Annotated in this window: 16 protein-coding genes; 10 read left to right on the forward strand and 6 right to left on the reverse strand. The window is 53.3% G+C overall.

The annotated features are described in order from the left end of the window. The first annotated feature begins 100 nt into the window (after positions 1-100). Positions 101-748: an L-fuculose-phosphate aldolase gene (gene fucA, locus HV037_RS05530; RefSeq protein ID WP_003034062.1), complete on the forward strand. Its 648-nt coding sequence runs from the start codon at positions 101-103 to the stop codon at positions 746-748. Positions 749-775: 27 nt separating this feature from the next. Continuing rightward, the gene (fucO, locus tag HV037_RS05535) at positions 776-1924 is read left to right on the forward strand and encodes a lactaldehyde reductase (RefSeq protein ID WP_046276144.1); all 1149 of its coding nucleotides are present in this window, start codon (positions 776-778) and stop codon (positions 1922-1924) included. Positions 1925-2015: 91 nt separating this feature from the next. Here the strand turns inward: fucO and xni are convergent, their stop codons facing one another. The 5 genes from xni to queF all read right to left on the reverse strand — a co-directional run bounded on the left by xni (position 2016) and on the right by queF (position 8508). Further along, the gene (gene xni / locus HV037_RS05540; protein ID WP_049040359.1) at positions 2016-2771 is read right to left on the reverse strand and encodes a flap endonuclease Xni; all 756 of its coding nucleotides are present in this window, start codon (positions 2769-2771) and stop codon (positions 2016-2018) included. 137 nt (positions 2772-2908) lie between these two features. Beyond that, positions 2909-4276: an L-serine ammonia-lyase gene (locus HV037_RS05545; RefSeq protein ID WP_016154248.1), complete on the reverse strand. Its 1368-nt coding sequence runs from the start codon at positions 4274-4276 to the stop codon at positions 2909-2911. A gap of 53 nt (positions 4277-4329) precedes the next feature. After that, the gene (locus HV037_RS05550) at positions 4330-5619 is read right to left on the reverse strand and encodes an HAAAP family serine/threonine permease (protein WP_103284172.1); all 1290 of its coding nucleotides are present in this window, start codon (positions 5617-5619) and stop codon (positions 4330-4332) included. Between the two features lie 562 nt (positions 5620-6181). Then, a complete protein-coding gene (gene ppnN, locus HV037_RS05555; RefSeq protein WP_003840366.1) occupies positions 6182-7546 on the reverse strand; it encodes a nucleotide 5'-monophosphate nucleosidase PpnN in 1365 nt (454 codons plus the stop codon). Between the two features lie 113 nt (positions 7547-7659). Further along, positions 7660-8508, reverse strand: a complete 849-nt coding sequence (gene queF, locus HV037_RS05560; RefSeq protein ID WP_016154246.1) for an NADPH-dependent 7-cyano-7-deazaguanine reductase QueF — start codon at positions 8506-8508, stop codon at positions 7660-7662. A gap of 68 nt (positions 8509-8576) precedes the next feature. Between queF and syd the strand changes: the two genes are divergently transcribed. The 8 genes from syd to HV037_RS05600 all read left to right on the forward strand — a co-directional run bounded on the left by syd (position 8577) and on the right by HV037_RS05600 (position 16980). Further along, positions 8577-9122, forward strand: a complete 546-nt coding sequence (gene syd / locus HV037_RS05565; RefSeq protein WP_016157357.1) for a SecY-interacting protein — start codon at positions 8577-8579, stop codon at positions 9120-9122. Between the two features lie 631 nt (positions 9123-9753). Beyond that, positions 9754-10083, forward strand: a complete 330-nt coding sequence (locus HV037_RS05570) for a YqcC family protein (RefSeq protein WP_103284171.1) — start codon at positions 9754-9756, stop codon at positions 10081-10083. Next, positions 10083-10865, forward strand: coding sequence for a tRNA pseudouridine(65) synthase TruC (truC, locus tag HV037_RS05575; protein ID WP_103284170.1), 783 nt, complete (start codon positions 10083-10085; stop codon positions 10863-10865). The genes HV037_RS05570 and truC overlap by 1 nt, the downstream gene beginning before the upstream one ends. Before the next feature lie 19 nt (positions 10866-10884). After that, positions 10885-11334 carry a flavodoxin gene (locus HV037_RS05580; protein WP_016154242.1) on the forward strand — a complete coding sequence of 150 codons (450 nt, stop codon included), beginning with the start codon at positions 10885-10887 and terminating at the stop codon, positions 11332-11334. A 365-nt stretch (positions 11335-11699) separates the two neighbouring features. Then, complete coding sequence (gudP, locus tag HV037_RS05585) at positions 11700-13052, forward strand: galactarate/glucarate/glycerate transporter GudP (RefSeq protein WP_016154241.1); 1353 nt, start codon at positions 11700-11702, stop codon at positions 13050-13052. 2 nt (positions 13053-13054) lie between these two features. Beyond that, positions 13055-14395 carry an enolase C-terminal domain-like protein gene (locus HV037_RS05590; RefSeq protein ID WP_029139643.1) on the forward strand — a complete coding sequence of 447 codons (1341 nt, stop codon included), beginning with the start codon at positions 13055-13057 and terminating at the stop codon, positions 14393-14395. 20 nt (positions 14396-14415) lie between these two features. After that, positions 14416-15756 carry a glucarate dehydratase gene (gene gudD, locus HV037_RS05595; RefSeq protein ID WP_103284169.1) on the forward strand — a complete coding sequence of 447 codons (1341 nt, stop codon included), beginning with the start codon at positions 14416-14418 and terminating at the stop codon, positions 15754-15756. An 81-nt stretch (positions 15757-15837) separates the two neighbouring features. Next, complete coding sequence (locus HV037_RS05600; RefSeq protein WP_016154238.1) at positions 15838-16980, forward strand: glycerate kinase; 1143 nt, start codon at positions 15838-15840, stop codon at positions 16978-16980. Between the two features lie 59 nt (positions 16981-17039). Here HV037_RS05600 and barA read toward each other — a convergent pair whose 3' ends face one another. Beyond that, positions 17040-19787 carry a two-component sensor histidine kinase BarA gene (gene barA, locus HV037_RS05605; RefSeq protein ID WP_016154237.1) on the reverse strand — a complete coding sequence of 916 codons (2748 nt, stop codon included), beginning with the start codon at positions 19785-19787 and terminating at the stop codon, positions 17040-17042. Positions 19788-19822 lie beyond the last annotated feature (35 nt).

The raw sequence follows: 19822 nt of genomic DNA on the forward strand, positions 1-19822 counted from the left end.
TACGTTCAGTGGCTGCCTGTATCTGAAACCTGACCCGTCTTACTCTGCGGCTGCATTTTTCGCAATAAAGACGAGGGGAAACTGTACCCGGAGAATCATTATGGAAAGAATGCGTTTGTCACGAGAAATCATTGAAACCTGCCTTGAAATGACCAGCCTTGGATTGAATCAGGGGACGGCGGGAAATGTGAGTGCGCGTTATGAAAATGGGATGCTGATCACGCCCAGCGGTATTCCTTATGAAAGACTTACTGAAAATATGATCGTGTATGTAGATAACGACGGGAAATATGATAAAGGACAATTACCCTCCAGTGAATGGCGTTTTCACCTGGCGGCATACCAGACGCGTCCCGATGCCAATGCGGTTGTCCATAACCATGCCGTACATTGCACGGCCGTTTCTATTCTTAATCGCCCTATCCCGGCAATTCACTACATGATTGCGGCGGCTGGGGGGAACTCTATTCCGTGTGCGCCTTATGCGACGTTTGGTACACGAGAGCTGTCAGAGCATGTGAGCGTCGCCCTGAAAAACCGTAAGGCAACGCTTTTACAGCACCATGGGTTGATTGCTTGTGAAGCGAATTTGGAAAAAGCACTGTGGTTGGCGCATGAAGTGGAAGTTCTGGCCCGCCTTTATCTGAGCACGCTGGCGATTGTTGACCCGGTGCCGGTGCTGGATGACGAGGAGATCGCCATTGTGCTGGAGAAATTCAAATCTTACGGATTACGCATTGAAGAGTAATTTCGCATAGCGAAAAGGAGAAATACGATGGCGAACAGAATGATTCTGAACGAAACGGCATGGTTTGGCCGGGGAGCTGTTGGTGCATTAACCGATGAAGTCATCCGTCGTGGTTATCGCAAAGCGTTGATTGTGACTGATAAAAATCTGGTGCAGTGCGGCGTTGTCGATAAGGTGACTTCCCGAATGGATGCTGCTGGTCTGGCATGGGAAATCTATTCAGGCGTTATTCCTAACCCAACCATTGCGGTGGTGCAGGAAGGGTTGGGTGTCTTTCAGCAAAGCGGCGCAGACTATCTGATCGCCATCGGCGGAGGCTCCCCTCAGGATACCTGTAAAGCGATTGGCATTATCAATAATAACCCTGAGTTTGCGGATGTACGCAGCCTTGAAGGGTTATCGCCAACGCGCAACCCGAGCGTGCCGGTTATGGCTATCCCCACCACCGCGGGAACGGCAGCGGAAGTGACCATTAACTACGTGATCACTGACGAAGAAAATCGGCGTAAGTTTGTTTGTGTCGACCCCCATGACATCCCACAGGTAGCGTTCATCGATGCAGACATGATGGACGGCATGCCAGCGGCGCTAAAAGCCGCCACCGGAGTGGATGCCCTGACCCATGCTATTGAGGGGTACATTACGCGGGCGGCGTGGGCGCTTACCGATGCGCTGCACATTAAAGCCATTGAAATGATAGCTGGGGCATTACGTGGTTCCGTTGCGGGCGATACCCAGGCCGGGGAAGCGATGGCGCTGGGCCAGTACGTGGCCGGGATGGGCTTTTCCAACGTTGGTCTGGGATTAGTGCATGGAATGGCACACCCGTTAGGCGCGTTTTATAACACGCCGCACGGCGTAGCAAATGCCATTTTGCTGCCGCACGTGATGCGCTATAACGCCGAATTCACCGGGGAAAAATTTCGCGATATCGCCCGGGTGATGGGAGTTAAGGTTGAAGAACTGACGCTGGCAGAGGCACGTAAAGCGGCAGTAGATGCCGTCTTCGCCCTTAACCGCGATGTAGGGATCCCACTGCATTTACGCGATGTTGGCGTACGTAAAGAGGATATTCCTGCGCTGGCACAGGCGGCATTTGACGATGTTTGTACCGGGGGAAATCCCCGTGAAGCGAATCTTGGGGATATCGTTGAGCTGTACCACACCGCCTGGTAATTTTTCAGCGTGACGGCGTGAAAGCCTTATCCGGCCTACCGGGGTGTTCGACGTGTAGGCCAGATAAGCACAGCGCCATTTGGCAACAGACCTATCGCACCAACCGTAATTGCTGCAGGTTTCCGTCGATATGTAAGTCCGTTTGCAGCCGTGCGATATCGCGACACAGAAACGCCATCTCCTGGTGCTTCTCTAGTTTCTTGCGCCACTTGTCCGGTACTTCATCAAGATGCGCGTAAATGCCTTCCAGATGTTGAAACTGTACGAGCAGCTGCGTGGCGCTTTTGGGACCAATACCTGCAACCCCCGGTACTTTCGAACTGCTGATCCCGGCCAGTCCCCAGTAATCAGGCAACTGCTGCGGCAGCACGCCAAACTCTTTCTCAATAAACGGTGCATCCAGCCAGCGCTTCTGGAAGTAGTCACGAATACGCAGCGTCGGGGAGAGCAACTGACAATAGCCTTTATCGGTTGAGACGATGGTAGCCTGATGTCCCGCCTGGCTCACTTTAACCGCCAGGGTTGCGGCTAAATCATCGGCTTCATTCCCGCTGGAGACCCAACAGCAGACGCCGCGCTGTTCAAAAGCGGCGCGTAAGGCGGGCATTTCCTGGTGCAATTCATCAGGCATCGGGGGGCGACCTGCTTTGTAGTCAGGCAACCGTTGGTGACGCCAGCCGCTGTTGCGCGCTTCATCATCGAATACCGCCACGGCGTGCGTAGGCTGACTGTGCACAATCAACTGATCGAGCGCGTGCTGGCACGTCTCTACGCAGGGTGAGCCCTGTACGGCGTGAATGCGGCGGATAAGGTTCAGTGCATCGACAATGAGCAGGTGGACGGCCACGGTGTTCTCCCTAACAAATAAGTTTGTAGGGTAACATTCACGGCGAGGGGAGGCGAGTGTTGCGAAATAGCGTTATCCGTAGACCGGATGGCGGCGAGCGCCTCATCCGGCCTACAGATCCTGAAACGTGGTGGGACTTAATCGCAGGTGACAATCTTCATCGCCAGACCGCCGCGAGATGTTTCACGGTATTTGGCGTTCATGTCTTTACCGGTTTCGTACATGGTCTCGATGACTTTATCAAGGCACACGCGCGGTTCGCTGGTACGGCGCAGCGCCATACGTGCGGCGTTCACTGCTTTAACCGAAGCAATGGCGTTACGCTCAATGCACGGTACCTGCACCTGGCCGGCAACCGGATCGCAGGTCAGACCCAGGTTATGTTCCATACCGATTTCCGCCGCGATGCACACCTGCATTGGGCTACCGCCCAGCAGTTCAGCCAGACCGGCCGCAGCCATGGAGCAGGCAACTCCGACTTCACCCTGACAGCCCACTTCGGCGCCAGAGATAGAGGCGTTCATCTTGTACAGTGAACCAATGGCGCTCGCGACCAGCATGTAGCGTGCCAGCGAGTTAGCGTTCACTTCGCGGATAAACTTGTCGTAGTACGCCAGCACGGCAGGAACAATCCCGCATGCGCCATTAGTTGGCGCCGTAACCACGCGTCCACCGGCAGCGTTTTCTTCGTTCACGGCCAGCGCGAACATGTTGATCCAGTCAACAACCGCCATCGGATCAGTGGTGGTTTTGTCGCTGCTGACCAGCATACGACGCAGCGCCGCCGCGCGACGTGGAACGCGCAGTTTGCCCGGCAATACACCTTCGGTGGTGATGCCGCGCTCAATCCCGCTGCGCATGACGTCCCAGACGTTGGCGAAGTGTTGTTCCAGCTCTTCTTTGCTGTGCAGCGCCAGTTCGTTTTGCATCATCAGACCGGAAAGCGACAGGCCGGTTTCCTGGCAATGACGTTGCAAATCAGCCGCAGATTTATACGGATACGGCACGTTTACCGGAGAGTTGTTCGGTAAACCAAAATGTTCTTCATCAACGATGAACCCACCGCCAATGGAATAGTAAGTCTGGCTATAAATGGCCTTTTCGCCCGCCAGTGCGGTAATACGCATCCCGTTTTCGTGCAGAGACAGATTGTCCGCATGGAAATTCATGCACTTGTCGACCGGGAACTCGACCTCATGTTGACCGTCTGCCAGCAGCAAACGTCCATGAGTATTCACATCCTGGATAAAGGCCGGGATGGCATCAATGTCTACGGTATCCGGCAGATTACCCGCCAGGCCCATAATAATCGCGATGTCGGTATGGTGACCTTTCCCCGTCAGAGACAAAGAGCCATAGACATCAACCACTACGCGGGTTACGTCAGTGAGAATTCCGCGTGCAATCAGGTCATCCGTGAATTGTTTGCCTGCTTTCATCGGGCCAACAGTGTGGGAGCTGGAAGGGCCAATGCCGATTTTGAAAATATCGAATACGCTAATCATGAGGCGTCCATTGTGTATCGAGGTGCGCCGCCCCGAGGAGCGGCGCAGGGGAATTAACTGAACAGAGAGTAGAAAATAGCGGAGTTAGCGATCAGGCCCATAATCACAACGAAGACGTTGCTGATATGGCCGCTGTATTTACGCATTGCCGGTACTTTCTGAATTGCATACATCGGCATCAGGAACAGAATCATCGCGATGATTGGGCCACCCAGGGTTTCAATCATACCGAGGATACTTGGGTTCAGCGTCGCCACAATCCAGGTGGTTACCAGCATGAACAGCGCAGTGATTTTGTTCAGTTTGTTGATTTCGATGGTTTTGCCTTTGCCGCGCAGAGACTTAATCACCATACCGTTGAAACCTTCACGTGCGCCCAGGTAGTGGCCAAGGAAGGATTTGGTGATAGCGATAATCGCGATAATCGGTGCCATCCAGGCAATGATCGGCGCGTTAAAGTGGTTTGCCAGGTAAGACAGGATAGAGATGTTCTGCTCTTTCGCTGCGGCCAGATCCGCTGGGGTCAGGCTAAATACGCAGCTGAAGACGAAGAACATAACGGTCAGCACCATCATGATGTGAGCGAATGCCAGAATCTTAGAGCATTTCTTCTCAGCTTCATCACCGTATTCTTCACGCTTCGCCACGGCGAAGGAGGAGATGATTGGTGAGTGGTTGAAGGAGAACACCATTACCGGAATTGCCAGCCACAGGGTCAACAGCAGTCCGTTGCCGGTGGTTGCTGCAGAGTCAAAGGACAGGGTTTCCAGAACGGCACCGCTCCACTGAGGGATCAGGTACAGCGCCAGCAGCATCAGGGCGGCAACAAACGGGAATACCAGGATGCTCATCGCCTTCACGATCATCTGCTCACCGAAACGCACGATGGTCATCATGCCGACAATCAGGATCAGAGACAGGATTGCGCGCGGCGGCGGCGTAATTGCCAACTGGTGGGTCAGGAAGCTTTCGACGGTGTTGGTGATTGCTACGCTGTAGACCAACAGAATTGGGTAGATAGCGAAGAAGTAGAGCAGGGTAATCAGTTTACCTGCGCCTACACCAAAGTGCTCTTCTACAACTTCAGTAATGTCTTCACCCGGATTTTTACCGGACAGCACGAAGCGAGTCAGGCCGCGGTGTGCAAAGAAGGTCATTGGGAAAGCGAGGATCGCCATGATGATCAGCGGAATCATACCGCCTACGCCTGCGTTAATCGGCAGGAACAATACACCCGCGCCAATCGCCGTGCCGTAAAGGCCCAGCATCCACATGGTATCTGTCTTGCGCCATGCGCTGCGGGTCTGGCCCGTAACGATAGTGCTGGTTTGAGTGTTTTCCATCTATTTCTCCTGGAGGAAGCTTAAAAAGTCGGGTTTGGGGTCAATCCAATGAGAAAATACCCGACTGTAAATCGAAATTCGTTGAGCGATTTTTTATATAATTTTTCGCCGTAATAATTTGCGGGCGGAAAGATACATTTTAGTAATGAATGTATCAGTGATCGCGATCCCAAATGCAATAATCCACCTTTTATGTGGATAAATTTGGACCATTAATCTGTTAAAAAATAGTCAAAGCGAATTTACGGGCGCGAAGGCTAACATTAACGACATATATCATGAAAGCGAAGGCGCGAAGATACGAGCGTTACGCTGTAAAAACTGTTGTTTTTAGAGGATTTTGGCGACTAATAATAATTTCCTAAGATAAATCACGGTTGGGTTTTAAAGGTAATCGTTTGCGTAGCGCGCTATTTTTAATGAAACATCATCGGTATTTATATGATTGTCTGAGCTATGTGACTGGTATCACTAAAAAAAGCCGGGAGGCTGATGCGCCAAACCCGGCTTTGATATGGACAAAACTGTCACCGCGATAGCGTCTGCTGGCGGCTGTTGGAGGTTAGGCGCAAATCTCGTAGCAAGGGATATACGCGGAGCCTGGTAACTTCATACGATGCTGTGCAACAAAGCCCTGCAGGAGATCATCCATGCGGCGCATCATTTCGCGGTCACCGTGGATTTTGTACGGGCCAAACTCTTCGATGGCGCGGATCCCGACTTCCTTCACGTTACCGGCTACAATCCCCGAGAACGCACGGCGCAGGTCTGCCGCCAGTACTTCCACGGGTTGATCCGGGTACAGCTTCAGGTTAGCCATGTTTTCATGGGACGGCTCGAATGGCATCTGTAAATCAGGCGCAATACGAATAGACCAGTTAAAGCTGTAGGCATCACCGGTGTCACGGCGGTTCTCTTTCACCAGCGGCATCGCTTTTTTCATCAGACGAGCCACTTCTGCTGCATCGTCTATGATAATGCGATAGTGGCGACGCGCATCTTCCCCCAGTGTGTGCACGATAAATTCGTCCAGCACGCGGAAGTAATCGGCGCTCTCTTTTGGTCCAGTCAGGATCAGCGGTAAAACCTGATCTTTGTTGGCCGGGTTCATCAGGATCCCCAGCAGATACAGCAGCTCTTCTGCTGTCCCTACGCCGCCTGGGAAGATGATTATACCGTGGGCGATACGCACGAACGCTTCCAGACGTTTTTCAATGTCCGGCATGATGATCAGTTCGTTAACCAGCGGGTTAGGCGGCTCAGCGGCAATGATTGACGGTTCGGTCATACCGATAAAGCGGCTGTCTTTGTATCGTTGCTGGGCGTGACCGACCGCAGCGCCTTTCATTGGCGCTTCCATCGCCCCCGGACCACAGCCGGTACAGATGTTCAGTTCGCGCAGGCCCAACTGGGTACCAACGCGACGGGCGTACAGGTACTCGTTTTCGTTGATTGAGTGACCCCCCCAGCAGACGACCATGTTCGGCGCTTCACCCACGTGTAGCGCCCGGGCATTGCGCAGGATCGAGAATACCAGGTTGGTAATATGCACCGAGCTTTCGAGATCCAGATGCTGAAAGCGACCGGCGTTATGGATCTGGCCATTGACGAACAGAATGTCGCGCAGCACAGCAAACAGGTTGGCCTGCAGTGCGCGAATAATGCGTCCATCAACAAACGCATCTTCAGGCGGGTTGATCAGTTCCAGCTTTACGCCCCGTTCGCGGCGCAGCACGTTAATGTCGAAACTTTCAAAGCGTGACAGCAGCTCTTTGCTGTTGTCGGTCAAACTGCCGGAGTTCAGAACGGCAAGCGAACAGTTACGAAACAGTTGATACAGGTCGCTGCTGGCCGTGCGTTTAAGCATATCGACTTCCAGCTGCGACAACATGTCCATTGAGCCAAGCGGGCTAATATGTGTAATCAAGTAAACTCCTTATGGGACGCAACACGTCATTCCCTGTTGATTACAATAGCCCTGGCTTATGACCTTTCACAACCTTGCGCGCGGAATCCGGCACGCAAAATTGAGAAAAAAGATTACTGACGTACCAGACGCCCCGTTGCTGGGGTGAAATCGGTGTTGGTACGCCATGGGTTAATGTCCAGGCCGCCACGTCGCGTGTAGCGCGCGTAAACGCTCAGTTTCTCCGGTTGGCAGAAGCGCAGAATGTCATTGAAAATGCGTTCCACGCACTGCTCGTGAAACTCATTATGGTGACGGAAGGAGACCAGATAACGCAGCAGCTTCTCGCGATCGATTTTCCGTCCGCGATACTGAATCTGTATGGAGCCCCAGTCCGGCTGGTGGGTGATCAAGCAGTTAGACTTCAGCAGATGGCTGACCAGCGTCTCTTCCACCGCTTTTTCACCGCCAACGGCATTTTCCAGATACTCTGTGCTGAACTGGTAGTTATCGATGACGATATCCTGATTGTCGATACAGGTGCCGTTAAAGTGGGCTATCGGTTGTCCTTCCAGTTCGTCAAGACGGTACAGCGCTACGCTGACATCACCCTGAGCACAAGCGCGCAGATCGTTTTCCAGCGTCTGGCGTACCGCATCCCAGGAATCAAAACGCGTCTGGTTAAAACTGTTCAGGTAAAGCTTAAAGCTTTTCGATTCGATCAGATTTACGCTGGTGTAATCCAGTTCTACATGACCGACCGCTACCTGCGGTAAACCGTTGGCATTCAGCCATGACAGTTCATATAGCGTCCAGATATCGGCACCGTGAAAAGGCAGATTATCGGCCTGTAAATCCAGCGGGTCGCGGTTCAGGCTGCGTGGAACGCCCTGCAGCAGGCTGGCATCGTAATTGTCACGGTAATCTGTTGATTTACCGAGAGTCAGGCCGTCAAGCGCCTGATGATTTTCATAAGAGGACATGTTTCACCGTCATAAACCAGATACACTATGCGACAAGTGTATCCTGGCTTTTGTGAAGAGAGAAATCAGTGGACGAATTGACAGCGCAGGCGTTGACAGCCTTTACGACACGTTATTGCGACGCATGGTACGAAAAAAACAACAGTTGGCCCCTCAGCGAAGAGCTGTATGGCGTACCTTCTCCGTGCATCATTTCTTCCACAGACGATGCGGTATTCTGGCAACCTCAGCCTTTTGTCGGCGAAAAAAACCTCAATGCGGTTGAACGCGCCTTTGATATCGTGATACAACCAGCCGTTCACGCTTTTTACACCACCCAGTTTGCCGGGGACATGCACGCGCAGTTTGCGGATGAAAAGCTAACGCTGCTGCAAACCTGGAGCGAAGACGACTTCAGGCGCGTTCAGGAAAACCTGATTGGTCACCTGGTTACGCAAAAGCGCCTCAAGCTGTCGCCTACGCTTTTTATTGCCACCCAGGACAATGAGCTTGATGTCATTTCGGTGTGCAATCTCTCCGGTGAAGTGTGCAAAGAAACGCTGGGAACCCGTAAACGAACGGTGCTGGCGGACTCACTTGCGGAATTTCTCACTCAGCTTAAGCCAGTTCTGTAATCCAGATTGCCCTGAACCTTGTGAGAGATCTCTTACAAACCCTGTAGGACATTGCCAGGTAATAGGTAAAGACTTAATGAACGGATAAAATAATTATTCCTTATTATTCATAAAGTTAATGTTTTATTGTCAACTTTCATACGAAAATAATCTTAAGGGAGTGTCTGTAAGCATCTTGTAAGACAAGGCGAAACAGGCGATTCTATATCTGTCGACAAGGAGTCGCACAAGGAAGAGAACATCAGGATGATGGCTCTTCGGCAGGACACACCAGGACGGTGTTACAAGGACAGGCTTCAGGATGAAGCAAAGCGGAAAGCGCTGGATGCGTTAAGGGACACCTCTAGGATGGAGAATGAGAGCCGGTCAGGATGTTCGGCGGGTCAGGATGGCCAGGACACTTCAGGATGAAGTTTTCACATCGGGGTGATGTGAGCAGGATGCACAAGTTCAGGATGAACAAGGTCGCAAGACCACAGGAAAAGTTGTCACGGATGAGCAGGGAGCACTAAAAGTAGCTGGAACGCTGCGAAACGAACCGGGAGCACTGTTTTTACAGTGCTCCCTTTTTTTATTTCCCTTCACTAGTGCTATTCTTCGCGCCAGATTTTTCATCATTGAGGTTAATTTCATGACGACTCATGACCGTGTGCGCCAGCAGTTACACGCGCTTGAAGCGCTACTGCGTGAACATAATCACTGGCGGTTGGATGAGCCTGCAGAGCATTTTTTTACCAGCACGCAGCCTTTTTGTATGGATACCATGGAGCCGGTTGAGTGGCTGCAATGGGTATTGATTCCCCGCATGCATACGCTGATTGATAACGCTCAGCCGCTTCCGCAGGCTTTTGCCGTCGCACCGTATTACGAAATGGCGTTGGCAGCCGATCACCCGCAACGCGAAATTCTCCTGACGGCATTGCAGGAATTGGATGCACTGTTTACAAGTGATAACGCCTGATGCTGGAGATTCTGTATCAGGACGAATGGCTGGTCGCAGTTAATAAACCTTCGGGCTGGTTGGTTCACCGCAGTTGGCTCGACCGGGATGAGAAAGTGGTGGTGATGCAAACGGTACGCGACCAGATTGGTCAGCACGTTTTTACCGCCCACCGACTCGACAGACCGACTTCCGGAGTACTGCTGATGGGACTGTCCAGCGAAGCCGGGCGGCTGCTGTCCCAGCAATTTGAACATCATCAAATTCAGAAACGCTATCATGCGATTGTGCGTGGTTGGCTGATGGATGATGCCGTGCTGGATTACCCGCTGGTCGAAGAACTGGATAAGATCGCCGATAAATTTGCCCGTGATGATAAAGGCCCGCAGCCTGCTGTCACCCATTATCGCGGTTTGGCGACGGTTGAGATGCCGGTAGCGACCGGGCGTTATCCGACGACCCGTTACGGATTGGTGGAACTGGATCCTAAAACCGGTCGAAAACACCAGCTCAGACGCCATCTGGCGCACTTACGCCATCCAATTATCGGCGACAGTAAGCACGGTGATTTGCGGCAAAACCGCAGCGCCGCTGAGCATTTTAGCTGTCAGCGTTTGATGCTTCATGCCAGCCAGCTTACGCTGACTCATCCTTTTACCGGCGAATCGCTGGTTATTCGCGCCGGGCTGGATGATGTCTGGATGCAGGCGCTATCACAGTTTGGCTGGCGTGGACTTCTCCCTGAGAATGAAAGGGTTGAGTTCAGCGGGCTGTCAGGTCAGGATGAGCAGATAGATTCTTAAGTCCCAGGAGATTACGGTTATGGCGGAAATTGGAATTTTTGTCGGCACGATGTACGGAAACGCGTTGCTGGTTGCCGAAGAGGCCGAAGCTATTTTGACGGCGCAGGGTCATAAAGCCACGGTGTTCGAAGATCCCGAGCTCAGCGACTGGCAGGCATATCAGGAAAAATATGTGCTGGTGGTGACCTCAACGACCGGGCAGGGCGATCTGCCGGATAGCATCGTGCCGCTGTTTCAGGGGATCAAAGATAATCTCGGTTTCCAGCCAAATCTGCATTACGGGGTAATTGCGCTGGGTGACAGTAGCTATGTTAATTTCTGCAATGGCGGCAAGCAGTTCGATGCACTGTTGCAGGAACAAAGCGCCCAACGTGTAGGGGAAATGCTGCTGATTGACGCCAGCGAGCATCCTGAACCGGAAAGCGAATCCAATCCCTGGGTAGAAAACTGGGGAACCTTGCTTAAATAACCTTTCGCCCGGCAGCGCTTTGTTTGCACGGGCCTGTTACTCTCTTTTGGATCGTAGGCCGGGTAAGGCGTTGCTACCCGGCAACAAATCGCCCACCAAACGCCAATTTCGTGAAGCATCTTCCATTCCCTTAGGCTTATGCCATAAACAACCTCATTCACCTCCCACAATGTTGTGTTTTTGCACGGTGAGGGTAAGAGGCACTCCTTCATATACTTTTCCCGTCAGTTCCCGAAAAGGCAGCGAGTCAGAATAAAACGGCCCTGAGCTGTACCAAAACTGCCACACACTAACCTCTCATTCTGATCACCCTACAGGTGCTGTACAGAATGAACTGGCGAAAGCCAAGATTCAGGAGTGCAACAATGAGTTCATTAAGTCAGGCGGCGAGCAGCGCGGAAAAACGCACTAACGCTCGCTACTGGATAGTGGTGATGCTGTTTATCGTCACATCCTTCAACTACGGCGATCGCGCCACCTTATCCATCGCCGGCTCGGAGATGGCCAAAGATATTGGTCTGGATGCGGTAGGGATGGGGTATGTATTCTCCGCTTTTTCATGGGCCTATGTTATCGGTCAGATCCCCGGCGGCTGGCTGCTCGACCGCTTCGGTTCAAAACGTGTTTACTTCTGGTCCATTTTTATCTGGTCGATGTTTACCCTGCTGCAGGGCTTCGTCGATATCTTCAGCGGCTTCGGCATTATCGTTGCGCTGTTTACCCTGCGCTTCCTCGTGGGGTTAGCCGAAGCGCCATCCTTCCCTGGCAACAGTCGTATTGTGGCGGCGTGGTTCCCGGCGCAGGAAAGGGGCACGGCGGTCGCTATTTTTAACTCGGCGCAGTACTTTGCCACCGTGATCTTCGCGCCAATCATGGGCTGGTTGACCCACGAAGTGGGCTGGTCGCATGTGTTCTTCTTTATGGGCGGTCTCGGGATTGTTATCAGCTTTATCTGGCTGAAGGTGATTCATGAACCGAACCAGCATCCGGGCGTAAACCAAAAAGAGCTGGACTACATTGCCGAAGGCGGAGCGCTGATCAATATGGATCAGGCGGCAGCCAAAGCCAAAGTGCCGTTCAGCGTGAAGTGGGGGCAGATCAAGCAACTGCTGGGCTCACGGATGATGATCGGTATTTATATCGGCCAATACTGCATAAACGCGCTGACCTATTTCTTTATCACTTGGTTCCCGGTTTATCTGGTACAGGCACGCGGTATGTCGATTTTGAAAGCTGGTTTTGTTGCCTCGGTCCCAGCCATTTGCGGATTTGCAGGCGGCGTGCTCGGCGGCATTATTTCCGACTGGCTGATGCGCCGTACCGGTTCGCTGAATATCGCCCGTAAAACGCCAATCGTACTGGGTATGCTGTTGTCGATGGTGATGGTGTTCTGTAACTACGTCAACGTGGAGTGGATGATCATCGGCTTTATGGCGCTGGCCTTCTTCGGCAAAGGTATCGGTGCGTTGGGATGGGCGGTGATGGCCGATACTGCGCCAAAAGAGATCAGCGGTTTGAGCGGCGGTCTGTTCAATATGTTTGGCAACATCTCCGGTATCGTTACGCCAATTGCTATCGGCTACATCGTAGGTACCACTGGCTCGTTTAACGGTGCGTTGATTTACGTCGGGGTGCATGCGCTGATTGCTGTAGTGAGCTATCTGGTGCTGGTAGGTGATATTAAACGTATCGAACTGAAACCTGTCGCAGGGCAATGATGATGACAACACAATCGAGTCCCATTATTACCGATATGAAGGTCATCCCGGTGGCCGGTCATGACAGCATGCTACTCAATATTGGCGGGGCGCATAACGCATACTTTACCCGCAATATCGTCGTGCTCACCGATAACGCCGGAAATACCGGCGTCGGTGAAGCGCCGGGCGGTGAAGTGATTTATCAGACGCTGGTGGACGCGATTCCACAAGTGTTGGGTCAGGAAGTCGCGCGCCTGAATAAGGTAGTTCAGCAGGTGCATAAAGGCAACCAGGCCGCTGATTTTGACACCTTTGGCAAAGGTGCCTGGACCTTTGAACTGCGGGTTAATGCGGTGGCCGCGCTGGAAGCCGCACTGCTCGACCTGCTGGGCAAGGCGCTGAACGTGCCGGTCTGCGAACTGTTAGGGCCAGGCAAGCAGCGCGATGCGGTCACCGTGCTCGGCTATCTGTTCTACGTGGGAGATCGCAGTAAAACCGATCTGCCGTATCTGGATAGCACGCCGGGTAACCATGAGTGGTATCACCTGCGTCACCAACAGGCGATGAACAGTGAGGCGGTGGTACGTCTGGCTCAGGCTTCGCAGGATCGCTACGGCTTTAAAGATTTCAAACTCAAAGGCGGTGTGCTGCCTGGCGAGCAGGAAATCGACACCGCTCGCGCGTTGAAACAATGCTTCCCGGATGCGCGTATTACGGTTGACCCTAACGGTGCCTGGCTGCTGGATGAAGCTATCTCCTTGTGTAAAGGGCTGAACGATGTTCTGACCTACGCCGAAGATCCGTGCGGCGCAGAACAGGGTTTTTCCGGCCGCGAAGTGATGGCCGAGTTTCGCCGTGCAACCGGTCTGCCGGTAGCAACGAATATGATAGCCACCAACTGGCGTGAGATGGGCCATGCGGTGATGCTCAACTCGGTAGATATTCCACTGGCCGATCCGCACTTCTGGACCCTTTCCGGCGCGGTGCGCGTGGCACAGTTATGCGATGACTGGGGACTGACCTGGGGCTGCCACTCTAACAATCATTTTGATATTTCCCTGGCGATGTTCACCCACGTCGGTGCCGCTGCGCCGGGCAACCCGACGGCGATCGACACCCACTGGATCTGGCAGGAGGGCGATTGCCGCCTGACCAAAAATCCGCTGGAGATTAAACACGGAAAAATTGCGGTACCCGACGCGCCCGGCCTGGGCGTGGAACTGGACTGGGATCAGGTACAGAAAGCGCATGAAGCCTATAAAGCGCTGCCCGGCGGCGCGCGTAATGACGCAGGCCCGATGCAGTATCTGATCCCTGGATGGACTTTTGACCGTAAACGTCCCGTTTTCGGCCGCCACTAATTTTGAATAAGGACTTAATTATGAGCGCACAATTTACTACCCCAGTCGTAACCGCGATGCAGGTGATCCCGGTTGCGGGCCATGACAGCATGCTGATGAATCTGAGCGGCGCACATGCTCCGTTCTTCACGCGTAATATTGTGATTATCAAAGATAACTCCGGTCATACCGGCGTGGGTGAGATTCCCGGCGGCGAAAAAATTCGTCAGACCCTGGAAGATGCCATTCCGCTGGTGGTGGGCAAAACGTTAGGTGAATACAAAAACGTACTGAATGCGGTCCGCAATACCTTTGCCGAGCGTGATGCCGGTGGCCGTGGTTTGCAGACCTTCGATTTACGTACCACTATTCATGTGGTTACCGGGATCGAAGCGGCCATGTTGGATCTGCTGGGTCAGCATCTGGGCGTTAACGTCGCATCTCTGCTGGGCGACGGTCAGCAGCGTAGCGAAGTTGAAATGCTGGGTTACCTGTTCTTCGTCGGTAACCGTAACGCGACGCCGCTGCCGTATCAGAGCCAGCCGGATGAGAAATGCGACTGGTATCGCCTGCGTCATGAAGAGGCGATGACCCCGGATGCAGTGGTGCGCCTGGCGGAAGCCGCATATGAGAAATATGGTTTCAACGATTTCAAACTGAAAGGCGGGGTGTTGGCCGGGGAAGAAGAAGCGGAATCTATTGTGGCGCTGGCGAAACGCTTTCCACAGGCACGCGTCACGCTCGATCCCAATGGTGCGTGGTCGCTGAATGAAGCGATTAAAATTGGTAAGTACCTGAAAGGATCACTGGCTTATGCGGAAGATCCGTGCGGTGCCGAGCAGGGGTTCTCAGGCCGTGAAGTCATGGCGGAATTCCGTCGTGCTACCGGTTTGCCGACCGCCACCAACATGATCGCCACTGACTGGCGTCAGATGGGACATACGCTGTCGTTGCAGTCCGTGGATATCCCGCTGGCGGATCCGCACTTCTGGACTATGCAGGGTTCTGTCCGCGTTGCGCAGATGTGCCATGAGTTTGGGCTGACCTGGGGCTCGCACTCTAACAACCACTTTGATATTTCGCTGGCGATGTTTACTCATGTAGCGGCGGCGGCGCCGGGCAAAATTACCGCTATCGATACCCACTGGATCTGGCAGGAAGGCAATCAACGCCTGACTAAAGAGCCGTTTGAAATCAAAGGTGGCATGGTGCAGGTACCGGCGAAGCCGGGTCTGGGCGTGGAGCTGGATATGGATCAGGTTATGAAAGCTCACGAGCTGTATCAGCAACATGGACTGGGAGCGCGCGATGATGCCATGGGAATGCAGTATCTGATCCCGAACTGGACGTTTGATAATAAGCGTCCGTGCATGGTACGCTAAGCGAACTGGGACCGCTCCCACAAAGGGGCGGTTTTTCTCCTGGTGTATGCTTAACACAGTCAACATGCGTAAGGATGCTTTATGAAAATAGTAATCGCACCGGATTCCTATAAGGAAAGTTTGAGTGCGCTTGAAGTGGCAACGGCTATTGAGCTGGGATTTCGTGAGATCTGGCCTGAGGCGAATTACGTGAAGATCCCGGTCGCGGATGGCGGTGAGGGAACGGTCGAAGCGATGGTTGCCGCAACGCAAGGCCACCTTGTGCATGTTGATGTTACCGGCCCTCTGGGTAAAACGATTCAGGCATTTTATGGTTTATCCGGGGATGAGCGTTCGGCGTTTATCGAAATGGCGGCCGCCAGCGGACTGGAGCAGGTTCCCGCAGGTTTACGCGATCCGCTGAAAACGACCTCCTGGGGAACCGGGGAGCTAATCCGTCATGCGCTGGACGCGGGCGTTGAACATATCATTATCGGCATTGGCGGCAGCGCCACCAATGATGGCGGTGCCGGGATGGTGCAAGCGCTGGGAGCAAAATTACTGGATGCGCAAAATAACGATATTGCTCATGGCGGGACTGGCCTTGAATCACTCGCCCGGATTGATATTTCTCAGCTAGACCCGCGTCTTGCCGCGTGCCGTATTGAAGTGGCCTGCGATGTGACTAATCCGTTGACCGGTGAAGAGGGGGCCTCTGCGGTCTTCGGTCCGCAAAAGGGGGCGACGCCGGAGATGATTCTTCGTCTTGATCGGGCGCTCACGCATTATGCGCAACTCATTGCCCGCGATCTGGACGTCAACGTGCTGGAACTGGCGGGTGGTGGCGCGGCTGGTGGTATGGGGGCGGCACTGTATGCGTTTTGCGGTGCGCAGTTACGCTGCGGTATTGAGGTCGTGACGGATGCGTTACACCTCGACGACTGCGTTGCGGATGCGGATTTAGTGGTCACGGGTGAAGGACGTATCGACAGCCAGACCATTCACGGTAAGGTTCCGGTTGGCGTGGCGAAGGTGGCAAAGCGTTACAACAAACCGGTTATCGGCATTGCTGGCAGCCTGACGGCTGATGTCGGTGTTGTACATGAGCATGGGCTGGATGCGGTTTTTAGCGTTATCTATACCGTTTGCACACTGGATGAGGCGCTGAAGAACGCGAGTGAGAACGTGCGAATGACGGCGCGAAACGTGGCCGCGACCCTGAAAGCGGGTCAGCAATTACGTTGAATGATGTGGCATGAAAGCCGGATAAGACGCGTGAGCGTCGTCATCCGGCAATCAGATCTTTACCCTAACAACTTCTTCGCTTCGCGCGCAACGTTATCCATTTCATCCAGAAGCTCTAAAAACTCAGGCTCCAGCTCTTCTTCTTTGCTCCCGCTACGTAATTGCTGCTCAATCAGCTGACACAGGTTTTTCATGCGGGGAACGCCGCTATAACCGCAACTGCCATGCAGTTTATGGATCATATCCACCAGTCCTTCAGGGTTTTCACCTACCAGCTGTTCTTCAATTTTGTTACGCACTTCGGGCAGAAAATCGAGCAGCATTTGCAGCATATCCCGCGCCAGATCGTTTTTACCGGCGGCTTGCCTTAACGCCAGTTGCCAGTCGAGTGTGGTATTCGGATTGACGACCGGTTCAACAGCGAGCGCCCTCAGCGATGTGCTCGCGCCGGGTTTGTAGCGTAACAGCAGATTATGCAGCTTATCTTCTTCGATAGGCTTCGCCAGGTAATCGTTCATCCCGGCGCTGAGCAGCTTCTCTTTTTGCCCGGCCATGGCATGCGCGGTGACCGCAATGACCGGCGTCTGTTGTTGATGAGGAAGCTGGTGGATCAGTTCGCAGGCGCGAATACCGTCCATGTCTGGCATCTGAATATCCATCAGGATGAGATCAAACTGCATCTGTTTGGCGCGATCCACTGCCTGATGTCCGCTGTCGCAGAGCACGACGTGCTGCACTTTATCTTCCAGCAGTGCGCCAATCAGCTTGAGGTTCGCTGGGTTGTCGTCCACCGCCATGACGGTCATCGCAATTTTGCTCTCGTCTAACAGTAGCGGAGCCGCGCTGTGGTTCAGTTGACAATACTCTGTCAACGCTGGCAGTAAGCGGGTTGAGGTTAGAGGTTTCAACAGGCACGCCGCCGCGCCGCCCTGCTTTAATTTCTCAGCGTTGATCTGCGCATGGCAAGGCAGAGCCAGTAACAAAAAGTCGGTCATCGCCGCTGCGCTTGCCAGCCGCTCATGCTGCATGGTGAGCGGTTCGCGTAAAGTGACCGGTATGCCAAGCAGCAGAATATCGTAGTGATCCTTCGGCAGCCCGGAGAATGAAGGGCTGTAAATCACCTCCAGCGGCGTTTCACTCAAGATATCTAACGTGCATTGCGCGGCTGTGGCGTTAGGTTCAACGTAGGCCAGCCGCTTTCCGGCCAGACAGTGCGTGGTTGAGCGATCCACGAGAACGTTAGGGTTGAGATCGAGGCTGATATGGAACCAGAACGTGGAGCCCCGGTTCGGCTGGCTGTGGAAGGAGATATCCCCGCCCATTTCATTGACCAGCTTTTGCGTAATGACCAGGCCCAGTCCGGTCCCGCCGTGGCGGCGGGAAATACTGGCATCGGCCTGGCGGAAGGCCTGGAACAGGCGTGACTGATCGCGCTCAGGGATGCCAATTCCGGTATCGCGGATTTGCACTTCAATTTGCACTTTCGTGTTACTGAGGGCGCGTTTCTCGACCAGAATGTCGATATTGCCGCCTTCGGTAAATTTGATGGCATTGCCAACCAGATTAGTGATTACCTGCTGTAAGCGCAGCGGGTCCCCGATGACGTTGTCCGGCACGTCATTCTTAATATTTAGCGTCAGCTCAAGCCCTTTATCATGGGATGAGTGCGCTAACAGCGTGACGACGTCATCCAGCGTGCTACGTAGCGGGAATGGGATGCTTTCCAGAATCAGTTTGCCCGCCTCAAGTTTGGAGAAGTCGAGCACATCATTGATGATGGCCAACAGATTGTTGGCCGAGCGTTCAATCGTATTCAGGTGATCGCGCTGCGTCGTGTTGAGCTCGGTTTTAAGCGTCAGGCGGGTGAAGCCAATCACGCCATTCAGCGGCGTACGCAGCTCATGCGACATGTTAGCCAGAAACTCAGACTTAATACGCGCCGCTTCCTGGGCGCGTTTCTTCGCCAGATCCAGTTCGACGTTCTGGATTTCCATCTGCTCCAACGTTTCGCGCAGGTCAGAGGTGGCCTGGTCGATGTTGTGCTGCATCTCTTCATGGTAGGCCGCAAGTGACATCGCCATCGAGTTGATGCCATTTTTGAGCATATCCAGCTCGCCCAACATGAAACCTTCGACGCGGCTGTCGAGCTGTCCTCTACGTATTCGGTCAACGGTATTTACCATATTGCGAATCGGGCCAGTCACGTCGCGCATCAGACGCCAGCCAAAAATTAACGCAATACCGATACAAAACAACATCATTACGCTGGAGATAAAGATCTCTTTATACTGCTGCAATCTTACTGACTTAAGGTCCAGTTCAAGCGCCACATACCCCAGCATATTTTCCGTATTTTTGGCGTCGCTGACGGCAGATTCATCCGGCGAATAGCTTTCCGATATAATTGGCGTTCGCAGGATCATGATATCCCCGAGCCGGGTGACGCTCAGCTTTCGGGGAAATGGTGAACCGGTTGCCAGCTGCATTTCAGACGGATCGAGATGAAAATTGGATGTGACAAACAGCCGATTATTCTCGTCATAGACAGAAATTGCCCGCACGATATCGGAATGGCGACGATGCAGCACGCTGATAAGTTGGCCGATGGATTCTCTGTTTTGCAGATTCATGCCATATTCGCTGGAGACCGCGAGTGGCTCAATGATGCTGGCGCCAGCATCTTCCAGTTGACGCTGCAAGTCGTTATAGCGATGCACAACAAAAAAGATACTGAGCAGCAAACCAATCAGGACGGTCGGGGCCAGGATCAGAATCATCATGCGTGCGCGCAGGCTGTAGTTGGTCATGGAGTTCCGTTATGGGACAATTAGGGTCACACTGT

The sequence above is a fragment of the Citrobacter sp. RHBSTW-00017 genome, assembly GCF_013797615.1.
GTDB classification, from domain to species: domain Bacteria; phylum Pseudomonadota; class Gammaproteobacteria; order Enterobacterales; family Enterobacteriaceae; genus Citrobacter; species Citrobacter braakii.

Bases quoted from the DNA above. Each gene is read 5' to 3' on its own strand.
- fucA (WP_003034062.1), top strand. From the start codon at position 101: ATGGAAAGAATGCGTTTGTCACGAGAAATCATTGAAACCTGCCTTGAA.
- barA (WP_016154237.1), bottom strand. From the start codon at position 19,787: ATGACCAACTACAGCCTGCGCGCACGCATGATGATTCTGATCCTGGCC.
- HV037_RS05580 (WP_016154242.1), top strand. From the start codon at position 10,885: ATGGCGGAAATTGGAATTTTTGTCGGCACGATGTACGGAAACGCGTTG.
- HV037_RS05570 (WP_103284171.1), top strand. From the start codon at position 9,754: ATGACGACTCATGACCGTGTGCGCCAGCAGTTACACGCGCTTGAAGCG.
- gudD (WP_103284169.1), top strand. From the start codon at position 14,416: ATGAGCGCACAATTTACTACCCCAGTCGTAACCGCGATGCAGGTGATC.
- HV037_RS05600 (WP_016154238.1), top strand. From the start codon at position 15,838: ATGAAAATAGTAATCGCACCGGATTCCTATAAGGAAAGTTTGAGTGCG.
- truC (WP_103284170.1), top strand. From the start codon at position 10,083: ATGCTGGAGATTCTGTATCAGGACGAATGGCTGGTCGCAGTTAATAAA.
- HV037_RS05545 (WP_016154248.1), bottom strand. From the start codon at position 4,276: ATGATTAGCGTATTCGATATTTTCAAAATCGGCATTGGCCCTTCCAGC.
- HV037_RS05550 (WP_103284172.1), bottom strand. From the start codon at position 5,619: ATGGAAAACACTCAAACCAGCACTATCGTTACGGGCCAGACCCGCAGC.
- gudP (WP_016154241.1), top strand. From the start codon at position 11,700: ATGAGTTCATTAAGTCAGGCGGCGAGCAGCGCGGAAAAACGCACTAAC.
- queF (WP_016154246.1), bottom strand. From the start codon at position 8,508: ATGTCCTCTTATGAAAATCATCAGGCGCTTGACGGCCTGACTCTCGGT.
- fucO (WP_046276144.1), top strand. From the start codon at position 776: ATGGCGAACAGAATGATTCTGAACGAAACGGCATGGTTTGGCCGGGGA.
- HV037_RS05590 (WP_029139643.1), top strand. From the start codon at position 13,055: ATGACAACACAATCGAGTCCCATTATTACCGATATGAAGGTCATCCCG.